The 16,486-nt window shown below is 67.6% G+C and carries 11 protein-coding genes and 1 riboswitch; of the genes, 4 read left to right on the forward strand and 7 right to left on the reverse strand.

Annotated elements, in window-relative coordinates:
• Nucleotides 1-59 precede the first annotated feature (59 nt).
• Together ACIGKQ_RS12555 and ACIGKQ_RS12560 are read right to left on the reverse strand one after the other, a co-directional pair.
• Nucleotides 60-857, reverse strand: coding sequence for a DNA-formamidopyrimidine glycosylase family protein (locus ACIGKQ_RS12555; RefSeq protein WP_266062014.1), 798 nt, complete (start codon nucleotides 855-857; stop codon nucleotides 60-62).
• Nucleotides 850-5,487, reverse strand: a complete 4,638-nt coding sequence (locus tag ACIGKQ_RS12560) for an ATP-dependent helicase (RefSeq protein WP_396573878.1) — start codon at nucleotides 5,485-5,487, stop codon at nucleotides 850-852. The genes ACIGKQ_RS12555 and ACIGKQ_RS12560 overlap by 8 nt, the downstream gene beginning before the upstream one ends.
• A 37-nt stretch (nucleotides 5,488-5,524) precedes the next feature.
• Nucleotides 5,525-5,665: riboswitch (cobalamin riboswitch) on the forward strand.
• 31 nt (nucleotides 5,666-5,696) lie between these two features.
• On the opposite strand from ACIGKQ_RS12560, the gene ACIGKQ_RS12565 reads away from it, so the two are divergent.
• From ACIGKQ_RS12565 to ACIGKQ_RS12580, 4 genes are all read left to right on the forward strand, one after another.
• On the forward strand, nucleotides 5,697-5,933 hold the full coding sequence (locus tag ACIGKQ_RS12565) for a CbtB-domain containing protein (protein ID WP_396573880.1): 237 nt from the start codon (nucleotides 5,697-5,699) through the stop codon (nucleotides 5,931-5,933).
• Between the two features lie 26 nt (nucleotides 5,934-5,959).
• Nucleotides 5,960-6,781 (forward strand): CbtA family protein, encoded by an 822-nt coding sequence (locus tag ACIGKQ_RS12570; RefSeq protein WP_328714105.1) that lies wholly within the window; start codon nucleotides 5,960-5,962, stop codon nucleotides 6,779-6,781.
• Nucleotides 6,782-6,783: 2 nt separating this feature from the next.
• Complete coding sequence (locus ACIGKQ_RS12575) at nucleotides 6,784-7,272, forward strand: histidine phosphatase family protein (RefSeq protein WP_266062020.1); 489 nt, start codon at nucleotides 6,784-6,786, stop codon at nucleotides 7,270-7,272.
• A 156-nt stretch (nucleotides 7,273-7,428) separates the two neighbouring features.
• Nucleotides 7,429-8,655 (forward strand): acyl-CoA dehydrogenase family protein, encoded by a 1,227-nt coding sequence (locus ACIGKQ_RS12580; RefSeq protein WP_235723870.1) that lies wholly within the window; start codon nucleotides 7,429-7,431, stop codon nucleotides 8,653-8,655.
• Here ACIGKQ_RS12580 and ACIGKQ_RS12585 read toward each other — a convergent pair whose 3' ends face one another.
• The 5 genes from ACIGKQ_RS12585 to ACIGKQ_RS12605 all read right to left on the reverse strand — a co-directional run bounded on the left by ACIGKQ_RS12585 (nucleotide 8,656) and on the right by ACIGKQ_RS12605 (nucleotide 16,398).
• Nucleotides 8,656-9,933: an Nramp family divalent metal transporter gene (locus tag ACIGKQ_RS12585; protein ID WP_266062022.1), complete on the reverse strand. Its 1,278-nt coding sequence runs from the start codon at nucleotides 9,931-9,933 to the stop codon at nucleotides 8,656-8,658.
• A complete protein-coding gene (locus tag ACIGKQ_RS12590; protein ID WP_287016213.1) occupies nucleotides 9,911-12,682 on the reverse strand; it encodes a molybdopterin-dependent oxidoreductase in 2,772 nt (923 codons plus the stop codon). Before ACIGKQ_RS12590 ends, ACIGKQ_RS12585 begins: the two co-directional genes overlap by 23 nt.
• Nucleotides 12,679-13,497 carry a xanthine dehydrogenase family protein subunit M gene (locus ACIGKQ_RS12595; protein WP_235723868.1) on the reverse strand — a complete coding sequence of 273 codons (819 nt, stop codon included), beginning with the start codon at nucleotides 13,495-13,497 and terminating at the stop codon, nucleotides 12,679-12,681. The genes ACIGKQ_RS12590 and ACIGKQ_RS12595 overlap by 4 nt, the downstream gene beginning before the upstream one ends.
• Nucleotides 13,497-14,855, reverse strand: coding sequence for an 8-oxoguanine deaminase (locus ACIGKQ_RS12600; protein ID WP_287016264.1), 1,359 nt, complete (start codon nucleotides 14,853-14,855; stop codon nucleotides 13,497-13,499). Before ACIGKQ_RS12600 ends, ACIGKQ_RS12595 begins: the two co-directional genes overlap by 1 nt.
• A 91-nt stretch (nucleotides 14,856-14,946) precedes the next feature.
• Nucleotides 14,947-16,398 carry an MFS transporter gene (locus ACIGKQ_RS12605; protein WP_328714101.1) on the reverse strand — a complete coding sequence of 484 codons (1,452 nt, stop codon included), beginning with the start codon at nucleotides 16,396-16,398 and terminating at the stop codon, nucleotides 14,947-14,949.
• Nucleotides 16,399-16,486: the final 88 nt, after the last annotated feature.

Genomic DNA, 16,486 nt, shown 5'->3' on the forward strand with positions numbered 1-16,486 from the left:
GCCTCATGCTGCCGTCGCGAAACACTTCCTGTCGGACGGTGAACGGTGTCTGGCAAGCGTCATGACTGACACTGTCGGCAGAAGTAGATCACGCGATCCTCGCCGATCGAGCCGAGCTGGTCTCGCTCGATCGGCGAACCACATCTGCGACACAGTTGGCCGCGCCGACCGTAAACCCACATGCGTGCATTGGGCGCGGTCTGGCCGGTCGTGGTCCGGGCCGTCCGCAGCCGGTTGGCCCACAACACCCGGCGGGCCAGGTCGACCATGGCCGTGACGTCGACTTCGCGCACCGGTCGGGTGGGCAGCACCCTGCGAAGGAAGCACAGCTCGCTTCGATAGACGTTGCCGATGCCCGCGACGAGCCGCTGGTCGAGGAGCGCGGTTCCGATCGGCTCATCGGCGCGGGCCTCGATGCGGCGGATGGCCTCGGTGGGCTCCCACTCGGCGCTCAGCAAGTCCGGTCCCAGGTAGGCAAGGTCCTGATCGGGGGTCTCGGTGAGCTCCAGGATGCCGAGGTCGAAACCGACGGCTTCGTGCGTCGCGGTACGTAACACGACCCGTGCCTGGTACCCGGGACGACGCCATTTCGTGCCGATGGGGTGGACATGCCAGGCGCCCTCCATCTTCAGGTGCGAATGCAGACTGACCCTGGCGAGTCCCGAGTCGTCGTCATCGGATCCGCCGACATCGATGAGGAGATGTTTGCCCACCGATCGGACCGAGGTGACCGTTCGGCCGGTCAGGTCGGCGGTGGCCAGCGACGGTATCCGGAACTGTGTCCGCGTCAGCCGTTGACCGTCGAGCGCCGCCCGCAGTCGTGCGGCGGCGGCGAAGACGGTGTCGCCCTCAGGCATGCCTGCCGTAGCGCATGCGAACACCGCGCGGTGTGGTGGCGAATCCGGCCTCGATCAGGATTCGGCCGAAATCCGAGGTCAGCACGGGCTCGGAGTCGACCTGATCGATCATGAGCCGAGCCACGCGGCCCGAGCGGACGATCTCGGCGAGAGCGCCGGCGGCGGTCTGCAGAGCGGGAAGCGATTCGGTGAACGTCAGCAGGGTCTTGCCGCCTCGTTCGACGTACACGACGAGTTCGCCGCCCACCATGACCACCATGGCGCCTGGTTTGCGACCCGGGCGGCGTCGGCCGTCCTCGGCGCGGGTCGTCGGCCAACCCAAAGCGGCGCCAAACGGATTGGCCGGATCTGTGGCCGCCAGCACGATCGCCGGTGGGGTGCGCCGATCGTCGAGGGCGTGGCGACGCAATTCGTCGATGGTTGCGGTCGAAGCGAACTGCGCACCACCCAGGCCGTCGACGAAGTAGCCGCGCCGGACCTGACCGTTGTCCTCGAACACGGTGAGGGCCTTGTAGATCCGGTAGAACCCGCCGACAATGTCTTCGTTGGTGACACTTCCGCGCGTGATGACCCCATAGCGCGCGAGCAGCTGATCGCACAGCGCCTGCGTGGCCACCGTCGGGTCGGTGGTGATACGGTCGGGAACCACCCAGCGGCCACCGGCGGTGGGCGGGACACTCTGGCCGGCACCGTGTTCGGTGAGATAGCGGGTGGACAGCCGCTGCGCCCGAAGTCGCGGCGCGCGTCCACGGGCCCGGTGGGCCGGTGCCGATCGCGGCGACGACGAGGTGCGCCGCGGTGCCAACATCGCGCGCACCGGAGCGAACGAGTCATTGCTGACCTGACCTGCCCACACCAGATCCCAGAGGGCGGCCTCGATATCGGCGGCGGACACGGTGCCGTCGGAGGACACCGACTCGGCAAGCTTGCCGAACCGTAGCGCGCCGCCGGGGGCCAGTGCGGCGGTGAGTCGGTCGTGCACTCCGGTGGTGTCGATCTCGTCGGCGGGAGCCAACGTGAGCGGTGCGACATCCACCGGATGCAGGGCGATCCAGCCGTCCGACCCACCGATACGGCCGTGCCCGGACCAGATCACCTCGCCGGAGCTGAGCAATTCGTCGAGCATCGCCGGACTGTAGTCGGTGACGCGGGCGGGTAGGACCACCGATTCCCACGCCGAGGCGGGCAGCGGGTAGCCGGCCAACTGGTCGATCACCGTCGCCACCCCGTCGACGCCGCGGAGTTGTTCCTCAGGGGTGACATGCTGCCAGGACGCGGTGAAGCGGGTGAGGGTCTCGTGGTCGACCGGCGCGACCTCGGCGCGGCTCGCCGCCAGAGAACCGCGACGGATCTGACCGAGCACATCGGCATGGCACCACTGGGTCGCGTGCGGTGCGCCGGTCCGGGTTTCCGTGCCCTGCTCTGTCTCCTGGGCCTCAGGGAGAAAATCCCCCTCGATGACCCGACGGTCGGCGGCCAGCCGGATGAGAGTGTCGCGGACGACCCCGACCGCCATGCCCAGTGCATCGGCGGCCTCGGTGACGGTGAACGGGCCGTGCGTCCGTGCATATCGGCTCACCAGATCCCCCACCGGATCACCCACCGGTTGCAGGAAGGCCGCCGGAATGCCCAGCGGGGCCGGAACGCCGAGACCGTCACGCAATCGGGCGGTGTCGTCGATCGACGCCCACAGCGCTCGGCCACGATGGGTGATCGAGATGATCTGGCCGGATCGGTGCAACTCGGTCAGCTGATCGATCGCGGGTGTTTCGCCGCGATAGCGTGCATCGACGTCAGCGGTGTCGAGAGGACCGAGCCAGCGCAACAGGTCGACGATGTCCTCGGCATCTCGGGCCTGACGCTCGGCAACGGTGCGCTGCAGGCGTGCGGTCACCTCGGCGATCACGCCGGGATCGAGCAGCTCGCGCAAGTCGACGCGGCCGAGCAGTTGCGCGAGCAGGCTGGTGTCCAACGAGAGCGCGGCGGCCCGGCGTTCGGCCAGCGGTGCGTCGTCGGCGTAGAGGAACGCCCCGATGTAGCCGAACAGCATCGATGCGGCGAACGGGGAGGGGCTTGCGGTCTCGGTCTCGACTACTCGGACCCGCCGCTGGCGGATTCGGGTGAGCAGGTCGGTGAGCGCAGGAAGGTCGTAGACGTCCTGCAGACACTCTCGCACCGTCTCCAGGATGATCGGGAAGTCGGGGAATTGTGAAGCGACGGAGAGCAATTGTGCGCTGCGCTGACGCTGCTGCCAGAGTGGGGCGCGACGGCCGGGGTCGCGTTTGGGTAGCAACAGGGCACGCGCTGCACATTCGCGGAATCGGGAGGCGAACATCGACGAGTCGGCGAGAGCGTCGGTGACCCACTGCTCGATCTCATCGGGATCGAGGACGAAGACCGACGCGCCCGGCGGGTCGTCGTCGGTGTCGGGCAGCCGCACGATGATGCCGTCGTCGGAGGCCGTGGTGGCGCCTTCGAGGCCGAGTGTCTGCAACAATCGTGCCGAGATCGCACTGGCCCACGGTGCGTGCACGCGCAATCCGTAGGGCGAGTGCAGAATCAGGCGCCAATCGCCGAGTTCGTCGCGGAAACGTTCCACCACCAATGTGCGGTCGGTGGGCAGGTGGCCGGTGGCCTCCTGCTGTTCGGCGACGAGGGCGGCGAGGTTCTGTCGGGCATTGTCGGTGAGCCCGAGCCGGTGCGCGTGTTCGGCCAATGTGTCGGGATCGGCCACCGCCCCGGTGAACTTGCCGATCGCCGCACCGAGTTCGGCGGGGCGACCGATCGTGTCGCCGATCCAGAACGGCAACCGGCCGGGCTGGCCGTAGGCCGGTGACACCAGCACCCGGTCGTGCGTGATGTCCTCGATGCGCCAACTCGTGGCACCGAGCGCGAAGACATCCCCGACGCGCGACTCGTAGACCATCTCCTCATCGAGTTCGCCGACGCGGGTCGACTTCTCGCCGACCATGAACACGCCGAACAGTCCGCGATCGGGGATCGACCCGCCGGAGGTGACCGCCAATCGCTGCGCCCCGCGGCGTCCGACGAGTGTCCCGGCATCCCGGTCCCAGGTGACGCGGGGCCGTAGTTCGGCGAACTCGTCGGAGGGAAAGCGTCCGGAGATCAGGTCGAGGGTCGCCTCGTACACCTGGCGGCCGAGCTCGCGGTAGGGCGCGGCGCGGCGGACGAGGTCGTACCACTCGTCCACGTCGAGGTCGTCGACCGCGGCGGCCGCGATGGTCTGCTGGGCGAGGATGTCGAGGGGATTCTGCGGTACCCGTAGTGCCTCGATGGCGCCGTCGAGCATCCGTTCCACGGTCACCGTGCAATGGATCAGGTCGGTCCGGTGCTTGGGGTAGAGCACCCCCTGCGAGATCTCACCCACCTGATGGCCCGCGCGGCCGATGCGCTGGAGTCCGCCGGCCACCGACGGCGGGGCTTCGACCTGCACCACGAGGTCCACCGCGCCCATGTCGATGCCGAGTTCCAGCGAGCTGGTCGCCACCACGCACGGCAGGCGTCCGGCCTTGAGGTCGTCCTCGATCTCGGCGCGCTGTTCCTTGCTGACCGAACCGTGATGCGCGCGGGCCAGGATCGGGGCGGCGCCACCGCTGGCGCCGCTGGCCATGATGTACGCGGGAGCACCGCCGGCGACGGTGGGGTTGGCGGACGGATTCGGCGCATTTCCGGTGCGCTCGGCGTGGATCTCGTTGAGGCGGGCGGTGAGCCGCTCGGCCAGTCGCCGCGAATTGGCGAACACGATGGTCGCGCGGTTCTTCTCGATGAGGTCCACGATGGACGACTCCACGTAGGGCCACAGCGACCCGGCGGTGGGGGAGAACGCGTCGTCGAGGTCTTCGCCGGCAGGTGTGTCCGGTGGTGGCGGGATGTTGGCCATGTCCTCGACGGGCACGTCGACCCGCAGATCGAAGGTCTTGGCCGCCTTGGGACGGACCACCGTGCACGGAGCGCTGCCGCTGAGGAACTCCGCCACGACCTCGGGTGGACGGACCGTCGCCGACAGTCCGATGCGCTGCGCCGGCCGGTCGAGCAGTTCGTCGAGCCGCTCGAGGGAGAGCGCGAGATGGGTACCGCGCTTGGTGGCCGCGACGGCGTGCACCTCGTCGACGATCACCACCTCGACGTCGGTGAGTGTCTCGCGGGCGGCCGAGGTGAGCATCAGAAAGAGCGATTCGGGGGTGGTGATCAGGATGTCCGGCGGAGTTTTGACCAGGGCCCGGCGCTCGGCGGCGGGGGTGTCGCCCGAGCGCACCCCGACGGTGATCGCCGGTTCGGGCTCACCGAGTTCCTGCGCCGCCCGGGTGATGCCGGTCAGTGGCGCGCGCAGATTGCGTTCGACATCGACCGCGAGCGCCTTGAGTGGGGAGATGTAGACGACACGTGTCCCGCGCTTCCGGTCGGGTCGGGCGGCGAGGCGATCCAGCGCCCACAGGAATGCCGACAGTGTCTTGCCGGAGCCGGTGGGCGCGATGACCAGGGTGTTGTTTCCGTCGGCGATGGAGGCCCACGCGCCGGTCTGCGCCGCGGTCGGTTCCTCGAACGCGCCGTCGAACCACCGCCGGGTGGGGGCGGTGAAGCGGTCGAGTACGGACGTCTTGCGGGGCACTCTGCCATCATCCACCACACGTCCGACAACGCCGGTAGTACAGTCATCACACACCAGTGCGCGGGGAATCCGGTGAGAGTCCGGAGCGGTCGCGCCGCTGTGATCCCGTCGCAGTACGGCCACCGAGGCCATCGGCGGCGGGAGAGCCAGAATGCCGCCTGGTGTGTGTTCGCCAACGGATGGGACGCGCAATCCCAGAAAGGACCACCATGACCGCCTCCACGCACTCATCATCGGCCCGCGCAGTGGCCGCGCCGAGCCTTGCGGTACCCAATGTCTCCGCGGCCAGCGTGGCGCTGTGGCTCAGCCTCACCGTGCTGCTCGCCGGGCTGGCCTATTACTTCCTCGGGTACGACCAGGGCGCGGTGAGCGTCTTCGGTTCCGACACCCACGTGCACGAATTCGTGCACGACGCCAGGCACTTCCTCGGTTTCCCTTGCCACTGATCGCCACTGGTAGGAGACAACCGAACATGGAGAAGAAATTCATCGGCGCAGGCCTGCTCTCGGGCCTGGTCGCCGGCATCGTCGCGTTCATCTTCGCGCGGCTGTTCATCGAACCCCTGGTGGTCGAGGCGATCGACTACGAAGAGGGACGCTCCCACGCCGAGGAAATGCTCGCCGGTGAGCACGGTGGCCACGAGCACGGCGAGATCTTCTCGCGCTCGATCCAGGAGAACGTGGGTGCCGGGATCGGAACCATTGTGTTCGCGGTCTGCATGGGCGCGTTCTTCGCGGTCGCGTTCACCGTGCTGTGGGCCTACCTCGGCCGTCGTCACCCGGCCACGGACCCGCGGATGGCCGCCGTGGCGCTGGGCGCGATCGGGTTCGTCGCGGTGTTCGCCGTGCCGTTCTTCGCCTATCCGGCCAACCCGCCGGCGGTGGGCGACGACGACACGATCGGTGCACGCAGCGCGGCATTCCTGACGATCACCATTTTGTCGGTGGTGTTCGCAGTTGTCGCGGTGGTCCTGGCGTTGTGGCTGCGGCCACGGCTCGGCGGGCTCGTCGCGGGCGTGCTCGGGGCTCTCGCGTATCTCGTCGCGGTCTCTGTCACGATCATGCTGCTCCCGGAGTTCCACGAGGTGCCCGGCCCGCTGTCCGACGCCACCGGGCAGATCGCGTTCCCCGGTTTCCCGGGTGATGTCATCGGCGACTACCGGGTGTATGCGATTGCCGATCAACTGATCATGTGGACCGTGTTGACCGTCCTCTTCGCGCTACTCCTCGGACGTCTCATGCGATCGGGTTCCGACGAATCCCCCGACGCCCACGTCGCGCAGGTCGACGCCTGACGATGCTGATCGTCACCGCCGGCCGCACCGGCCCCAACAGATCGGTGCGGTTCGGCGGTGATGCATCTCTGGACGATCGTGGACGACGCGACGTGGCCGGACTCCGCGCGGAGGTCACCGCGACCATCGGCACCGGCCGTGTTGCCGGTGGTCCCGAGCGTGCGGTGGTCGAGTCGTCTGACGTGTTGCAGATCCAACCCGTGACGACACCAGCTCTCCGATCCCTTGATGTCGGTCGGTGGACGGGGCGGATGCCGACCGAGATCACCCCGGATGACTTGGCCGCCTGGTTCACCGATCCGGTCGCCCGCCCGCATGGTGGGGAGAGCGTCGCACGGTTCGTGGAGCGGATCCACCGGTGGTATGTCACCGATGGCGCCGATACCGACGTGTGCGTCGTCTCGATGCCGGTTGCACAGGCACTGCTGTGTACCGACCCCGAGGAGTTCTTCGGCGTCGAGATCCGACCGGCGACGATCTATCACCGCTGACAACTCTCGCCTCGGACGGCCGGGACAGCGGACCCAAGACACGAATTTCGGAATCCGTACCTTTACAACCCGGGTGACGCCTGACACAGTAACCTGGCAGGAAAGTGGAACATGTTCAGCCCGTACTGGCGGGCGCGGCGGTGGGGAGTTGTGACGATGTTCGAGTGGTCCGAAGAAGACCTGATGGTGCGGGATGCGTTGCGCGCGTTCATCGACAAGGAGATCAAGCCGCACATCGACGAACTCGAGACCGGTGTTCTGCCGCCGTATGACATCACTCGCAAGCTGCTGGCGACCTTCGGTGTCGACGCGATGGCCAAGGACGCGTTGGAGAAGGAGCTCGCGGCAGAGGCGGCCGGTGAGAAGCCGTCGGGCGGCGGTGGCGGCGGTGGCATGTCCGGGTCGATGTTCATGATCGTCAACATCGAGCTGGCCGGGGTGTGCCTCGGACTGGTCGGTTCGATGGGCGTCAGTATGGGGCTGACCGCCTCGACGATCCGCGGCAAGGGAACACTGGCGCAGAAGAAGCGGTGGCTGCCCGAACTCGTCACGATGGAGAAGGTGGGCGCGTGGGCGATCACCGAACCCGATTCCGGGTCGGATGCGCTGGGCGGCATGAAGACCACGGTTCGCCGCGACGGTGACGACTACCTGCTCAACGGGCAGAAGACGTTCATCACCAACGGTCCCTACGCCGACACCATCGTCGTGTTCGCCAAACTCGACGACGGCAGCGACACCCCGATGCGCGATCGCAAAGTGCTCTCGTTCGTCCTCGACAAGGGCATGCCCGGTCTCACCCAGGGCAAGCCGTTCAAGAAGATGGGTATGACGAGTTCGCCGACCGGTGAACTGTTTTTCGACAATGTGCGCTTGGGTAAGGATCGTCTGCTCGGCGAAACCGAGGACACCGGCGCCGACACCCGCGGCGGTGAGGGCGCCAAGGCAGGATTCACCGCCGAGCGCGTCGGCATCGCCGCGCTCTCGTTGGGCATCATCAACGAGGCGCAACGTCTGTCCATCGACTACGCCAAGACCCGCAAGCTCTGGGGCCAGGAGATCGGCCAGTTCCAGCTCATTCAGCTCAAGCTCGCCGAGATGGAGGTGGCCCGGATCAACGTGCAGAACATGTTGTTCAGCGCGATCGAACGCGGTCAGGCCGGCAAGCCACTGAGCCTCGCCGAGGCCTCGGCGATGAAGCTGTACTCCTCGAAGGCGGCGACCGACGTCGCGATGGAGGCCGTACAGCTGTTCGGCGGCAACGGCTACATGGCCGAGTACCGGGTCGAGCAGCTCGCGCGCGATGCGAAGTCGCTGATGATCTACGCGGGCAGCAACGAGATCCAGGTGACGCATGTGGCCAAGGGGTTGCTGAGGGGCTGATCAGGCACCCGTCACCACCAAACCGATCAACGTCAGGTTGAGGAGCACGATCAGCACCGACGCGATGCCCGCGGTCAGCCGCAGGGGCCATCCGTCGGCGAACTCGCCCATCAACGACCGGTCAGCGGTGAACCGGCCCAGCGGGATCACCGCGAACGGGATGCCGAAACTCAGCACCACCTGACTGATGACCAGCGCCCAGGTGGGGTCGACGCCGAGAGCCAGTACCACCAGGGCCGGGATGACCGTGATCACCCGCCGGATGAACAGTGGGATGTCTCTGTGCAGTAGGCCGCCCATGATCGCCGCGCCGGCAGACGATCCGACGGAGGTCGACGCCAGTCCACTGGCCAGTAGTCCGATGGCGAAGGCGGTTGCCATCGGAGATCCGAGGGCGTCGGCGACCGCGTCGTAGGCGCCCTCGATGGTGTCGGTACCTTCCTTGCCGCGCAGGTTCTGTGCGGCCAGCAACAGCAGTGCGACGTTGACCGCGCCGGCGACGATCAGTGCCACCACGACATCCCAGCGCGTGACCCGCACCAGTTGTCGTTGGCGCGTCGCCGACCGGGTGACCCCGTGTCGGTCGATGACCATCGCCGAGTGCACGTAGATGGCGTGTGGCATTACGGTCGCACCCAACATACCGGCTGCCAGCAGCACGGTCTCCGGTCCGTCCAGCCGCGGGACGAGCCCACCGAGTACCTCGTTTGCCGGCGGTGGATCGACCACCAGTCCGGCCAGGAAACCGATCACAATGATTGCCAACAGGCCGAGTATCACCTTCTCGAATGTGCGTTCCTGCCGCGGATTCTGTAGGAGCAGCACGGTCAACGAGACCGCGCCCACGATCACCCCGCCCAGCACCAGCGGCAGATCGAACAACAGCTGGAGGGCGACGGCGCCACCGAGCACCTCGGCCAGGTCGGTGGCGATGGCCACCACTTCTGCCTGAACCCAGAACGCCAGTCGCGGACGGGTGCTCAGACGGTCACCCAGCAGCCCGGGCAGGCTCTTGCCGGTGACGATGCCGAGCTTTGCCGACTGATACTGGATCAGCATGGCAATCACGTTCGCCAGCACCAGAACCCAGACCAGCAGGAAACCGTAGCGGGCGCCCGCGGTGATGTTGGCCGCGACGTTGCCGGGATCGACGTAGGCGATCGCGGCGACGAACGCCGGCCCGAACAGCGCGAGGTTGCCGACGATGTTCTTGCGGGTTCTCGACACCCGTTTACGCGTGGTGCCGTCCTCGCCGCTACGCGTGCCGACCAGTGCCACCCACCTCACGGTCGATCAGGCGCCACACCCGGTCGCGTGACATCGGCTGTTCGCAGGGCCGCACACCGATCGCACGTCGGATCGCATTGGCCATAGCCGGGGCAACCGGGTTGTACGGGGACTCGCTCATCGACTTCGCCCCGAACGGACCCAACTCGTCGGACGTCTCGGCGAAGTACACCTCGGTGACCGGCACATCGGCCATCTGCGGCACCCGATAGGTGCGGAACACACCCGTCAGCGGGACCCCGTCGGCGAGCATGATCTCCTCGTAGAGCGTCGATCCGATGGCTTGGGCCACGCCGCCCTCGACCTGCCCGCGACACTGTTGCGGGTTCATCACCGTACCGGCGTCGGCCGACTGGATCGACTGCAGGATGCGCACCACCCCGGTCCGGACATCGACGGCGACCCGAAAAGCCTGAACGTTGAAGGCAATCGACCGTACGTCCCCGGTCTCCTCGCCGTCGGCGGTCACCTGGTCCGCGGCCGGATCGAGGACATCGATCATCTCGTCGAACGAGACCATCCGGTCACCCACCAGCGCGCCGTCGGAGGTGAGCACCACGCGGTCGGGTTCGGCGTCGGCCACGGTGGCGGCAGCGCCGATCAGGTTCTCCCGCAGACTGGTACACGCCCGGTGCAGTGCTTTGCCGGCCACCGTCGTGCCGGCGGAGGCGAAAGCTCCGGTGTCGTAGTCGGCGGCGTCGGTGTCGCCGTGTCGCAACCGAATCCGCTCGGGGACGGTCTGCAGGGTGGCGGCCACGATCTGGGTGTGCACCGTGGTGGTGCCGTTGCCGAATTCGGCCGTCCCGATGCCGACGTGATAGTCGCCGTGCCGGTCGACGGCCACCTGCACTCGGGAGATGTGCCCGCGTGGGGCCATGGTGGCGATAGCCGCGAGCGCCATTCCCTCACCTACCCGCCAGTGCGGACCGGCCGGCGGCTCGACGCCGTTGCCGCGATCGAGTGCCGCCTGCGCCAGGTCGAGGCACTGGTCGAGGCCATAGCTGCCGTAGACGAGATCGGGTTCGGGCTCGGCGTGGGCGGCCAGCAGCGGGTCGCCGTCGCGGACTGCATTGATTCGTCGGATGTCGAACGGGTCGATGCCGAGTTCGATGGCCAGCTCGTCGAGCGCGGACTCGATCGCGAAGATGACCTGCCCCAGACCGTAACCGCGGAAGGCGCCGGACGGCGGATTGTTCGTGTAGACGACCTCCGCGTCGACCCGTTTGATCGGACAGTTGTACACCGAGATCGACTCGGCGCAGGCGTGGAACATCACGCCGATCGCGTGGTTGCCGTAGGCGCCGGTGTCCGACAGCACGTCGATCTTCAGTGCGGTCAACACGCCGTCGGTGTCGGCGCCGAGATCCACGGCGACCCGGAACGGATGGCGATAGGTGGTGCGCGTCATCTCGTCGCTGCGGCTCATCTCATAGGCACACGGACGGCCCGTCCGTAGCACCGCCAACGCCACCAGGTCCTCGGTCAGCAGTTCCTGTTTGCCGCCGAATCCGCCGCCGACGCGGGCGCTGAAGACGCGGATCCGCTCCGGCGCGAGATCGAGGATGTGCGCGAGTTCGTCGCGGACCAGGAACGGCACCTGGGTGCTGGTCCGGATGACCAGCCGACCGTCGTCGTCGAGCCAACCGATGCTGCCGTGTGTCTCGAGCTGAGCGTGGGAGACCCGGGCGGTGGACCAGGTCCCCGAGACCGTGACCGCCGAATCGGCCAGTGCCGCATCGATGTCCCCTCCGAAACCGTGGTGGAAGTCGGCGATCACGTTGCGATCGGCGTGATTGACCCGATCCAGCGCGGTGCGGTCCGGGTGGATGGCCGGGGCGCCCGGTCGACGCGCTTCGCCGGGGTCGAAGACCGCCGGCAGGATCTCGTAGGAGACCTCGATGAGTCGGCAGGCCCGCTCGGCCGCGGCTGCGGTCTCGGCCACGACCGCCGCGACCCGTTGACCGACGAACCGGACGACGGGGTCCAACATCATCGTGTCGTCGGGGTCGTCCTCGCGATGCTCGTGACGAGCGGTGGAAAACCTTGTCTGCGGGACATTGTCATGGGTCAGTATCAGCGTGACACCGTCCACCCGCTCGGCGGCGGTGGTGTCGATGGACACGATGCGCGCATGCGCGTGCGGTGACCCCAGCACACGCAGATGGGTGAGGCCCTCGACGGTGACGTCGAACGTGTACGGTTCGGTGCCGGTGACCACGCGACGGGCCGCCGGTGGCGATACCGACCGGCCGATGCACGCCTCAGCCGCCTCTGGGGACGGGTCGGTGGGGTTCCGGAGATCATCGGCCGGGGCCACGGCCGCGGTGATCGCGTCGCGGATCGAACGGTAACCGGTACAGCGACAGATGTTTCCCTTCATCTTCCGGGGCAGATCATCGAGATCGGCGGCCTCGAGTGTGGACGCGGTGACGATCATGCCGGCGGTGCAGAATCCACACTGGAAACCGAAATTGTCGACGAACGACTGCTGCACTGGATGGAGGTCGTCCGGGGTACCGAGCCCGGTGACGGTCGTCACCGTGTGTCCCTCGACGCGTTGCGCCGGGTAGATGCACGAGTGCACCGGGGTGTCGTCGACCAGCACCGAACACGCGCCGCAGTCGCCGGCATCGCAGCCCTTCTTCACCTCGAAGTGGGCGTTGTCGCGCAGGAGCGTGCGCAGGCACTGGCCCGGACGCGGAGTGGCGTCGTGCATGTCGCCGTTGACGGAGAACTTCATGCCGTCACCCCACCGGCGAGTTCGGCGCGGATCTCTTCGGCGAGCACTGCCGAGGTGGCGCGTCGCCAATCCGCCGATCCGAGAGGGTCGGTGTAGAAGTCGTCGGCAGCCACGACCCGGTCGTGGAGTTCGTCGATGGTGGGGATCGCGTCGAAACGCATCACATGTGGGCGCAGGGTGGCGGCGGTGACGACCAGGATCAGTGTGCCGTCCTCGTCGCGACGGCCGGTCACCACCGCACCCGACCGGCCGAGTTCGGCCAGCGCGATCTTGCGGAACGCGGTGACCGATTGCATCGAGGTGCCGGGTATGTCGATGGCGCGCAGTATCTCTGCGTCGCCGAGTGAGTTTGTGCCGTTGCCGGTGATCAACTCCGCCACCGGGGTGCGACGTTCGCTGCCGTCGGGGCACCAGATGACGGCCGTGGCATCGAGGCCCGCTGCCAGCGAGACCATCGAGGCCGCGGCGAACGACCGACAGATGTTGCCGCCGACGGTCGCGACATTCCAGATCTTGAACGAGGCCAGGAGCGCGTTGGCGCACTCGGAGAACAGTGGTTGCGCACGCCAGGCCGATCGAGCGGGCAACCTGGTGATCTCGACGATGGGGCAGGTGGCGCCGATCCGCAGCCCGTCATCGGGAAGATCCTCGAATGCCGGCCAACCCATGGTGGTGAGGTCCACGATGCCGTCGGCGTCGACCTGCGGTTCGGAGAAGAACCAGGTGCCGCCGGCCACCACGCGCTCGCCCGGGCCGAGCCGCAGATCCTCGCGGGTACGTGCGTAGCGGTAGCGGTCGATGGTGTTGAGGTCCATCACCCGGCCTTCTCGATCAATCGGCGATGTTCGCGCACCACGTCGGCGGCGATGCGTTCGGCATCGACGGTCCGTAACATGTTGTGCTCGACCACCTGTCGCCCGTTCACCCAGCTCGCGGCAATCGGCGGGATCGCGCCGAGCACGAGCGCCGCGACCGGGTCGTCGATTCCACTGTGTGCCACCGACGTCAGATCCCACAGCACCAGGTCGGCGAGTTTGCCCACCTCGATCGACCCGGTGTCGGCGGCGCGGCCGAGCACCTGAGCGCCGCCGATCGTGGCCAACTCGATGGCGGTGCGCGTGGTCAGGGCGGTGGGTCCACCACGGGCACGGGCCATCAGCACCGCCTGGTAAGCTTCCTCGAGCAGCCGGCACGACTCGTTGGACGCCGCACCGTCCACGCCGAGTCCTACGGGGACACCCGCGTCGACGAGATCGCGGGTACGGCAGATCCGGTTGCCCAGCCGGGCGTTGGAAGTGGGGCAGTGGGCCACTCCGGTGGACGTTGCGGCGAGCCGGCCGATCTCGTCGTCGTCGAACTCGATGCCGTGGGCGAACCACACGTCGTGGCCCACCCAGCCGACCGACTCCATGTATTGCAGTGGGGTGGAGCCGAAGTGCTGCTGGCAGTAGGTGTTCTCGTCCAGCGATTCGGCCAGATGGGTGTGCATGCGTACGTCGAGTTCGCGTGCCAGCGTTGCGGATTCACGCAGGAGATCAGTGGTGACGGAGAACGGTGAACACGGTGCCAGGGCGATGCGCAGCATCGAGTCGTCGGCGGGGTCGTGCCAGCGCGACACCGCGTCCGAACTGGCCGTAAGGATTTCGTCGATGCTCTGCACCACCGAGTCCGGCGGTAGACCGCCGTCCTTTTCCGAGAGGTCCATCGAGCCGCGGGTCGGGTGGAAACGCAGCCCGACTGTGGTTGCGGCGTCGATCTCGGCACCCAGTAGATCGCCGCCCTCGGCCGGGAAGACGTAGTGGTGGTCGGTGGTGGTGGTGCAGCCGGACAGTGCCAGTTGGGCGAGACCACCGAGGGCGGCGGTGCGCACCGCCGCCTCGTCGATGCCGGCCCAGATCGGGTACAGCGTGGTGAGCCATTGGAACAGCGTGTGGTCGGCGGCGAGACCGCGGGTGACCCACTGGTATAGGTGGTGGTGGGTGTTGACCAGCCCGGGGGTGAGCACGCACCCGCGCCCGTCCACCCTGATCGCGTCGGCGGGCAGCTGCGCCGGCGGAGCGCCGACGGAGACGATCCGCGTCCCCTCGATAACCACGCAGGCGTCGGCGAGTTCTCGGCGCTGCGGGTCCACGGTCACCACGAAGGCGTTGTCGATCACGGTCACCGACGGCACGGAATCTGCATCGGATGACGACCCATTGGAGGACACCCGCGTCACGCTACGACGATCGCGTTACGAATTCGTTTCGGTGGTCGGTCACTGGTCAGACGTCCTGCACTGAGATCGGCCTCCGGGGTGGAATCGCGAGCGCCAGCACGATGGCGAGCACGCACGCGCCCAGCGAGATCGCCGACGCCCACAGGTACCCCGATTCGGTGGGTACACCGACTCCGGTGCCATCGGCGGCGGGCACCGAGATCATCGACCATGTGAGGATCATGCCCACGACCGCCGCTGACGTGGATGTGCCGACCACCCGCATCAGCGCGTTGACGCCGTTGGCCTCGCCGGTCTGTTCCACGCGCACCGAACTCATGATCAGCGCCGGCATCGCGGAATAGGCAACGCCCAGGCCGGCACCGATGAGGCAGGCGACGCCGAGCATGACGCCCCAATTCATCGCCCACGGGCCGGTCAGCGCCACGATGAACACCACGTAGCCGGCGGCGATGACGGCGCCGCCGGTGGCCAGCGACACCCGTGGGCCGAATGCTGCGGTCAGTCGGGCGGAGACGTGGGAGAAGATGAACATCAGGATTCCGCTGGGGGCCAGTACGAGGCTGGCGGTGAACATGTCCAGACCCAGTCCATTGGGGCCGGTCGTCGGTGCCATCAGGAGTTGGATCGGGATCAGCTGCATCGAGTAGAAGGCGAATCCGGTGGCGACCGATGCGATGTTGGTCAACATCACCGGCCGTTCGGTCGCGACATCGAGATCGATGAGCGGGTTGGCGCCGCGCCGCTCCACGAACCACCAGACCACGGCCACCACGACGAACGCCGCGAACATGCCGATGGTCAGCGGCGCCGACCATCCCCACTCCGATCCCTTCGAGAGGGGGAGCAGCAGGAAGACCAGCATCGCGGCCAGGCCGAGGGCGCCGAGCAGGTCGAAGCGGCCGCCGGTGCGCGACAGGCTCTCCGGAACGGTGAGCGCGATCCCGGCGGCGCCGAGTAGCGCGGCGGCCGCGCACGCCCAGAACAGTGCGTGCCAGCTGACGTGCTGGGCGATCGCGGCCGCGAAGGGCAGGCCGAGGGCGCCGCCGATCCCCAGCGATGCGCTCATCGTGCCCACCGACGACCCGAGATGCCGCGGCGGGACGATGTCGCGCATGACGCTGATGCCCAGGGCGATCGTGCCGAACCCGAGGCCCTGCAGTGCGCGACCGACCAGGAACGGGGGCAATGACGCCGACAGTGCGCACACGGCCGAACCGGTGGCCACACAGCCCATGCTTGCCACCAGCATCAGACGTTTGCCGTACATGTCTCCCAGGCGTCCGCCGATCGGCGTGATTACCGCACCGGCCAGCAGGGTGATGGTCAGCGCCCAGGTCGTGTCACCGGGATCGGCATTCAGCAGTGTCGGCAGCTGCGGGATCAGTGGCACGATGATCGTCTGCATCAGGGCGACGACGATGCCCGCGGCGCACAGGATCGTGACAGCAAGGCGCGGGTGGCGGTCGGGTACGAGCGCGCCAGAGTCCTCGTCCACCGGCCTCTTGATCGCACTCAATGCCCACACACCTCCGAGCGTCCACGCTATCGAGTGGGTGCTTGGTCCGGATCGGCGGACCCACCGA

It is taken from the genome of Gordonia sp. NPDC062954 (assembly GCF_044543825.1).
GTDB classification, from domain to species: Bacteria; Actinomycetota; Actinomycetes; order Mycobacteriales; family Mycobacteriaceae; genus Gordonia; species Gordonia tangerina.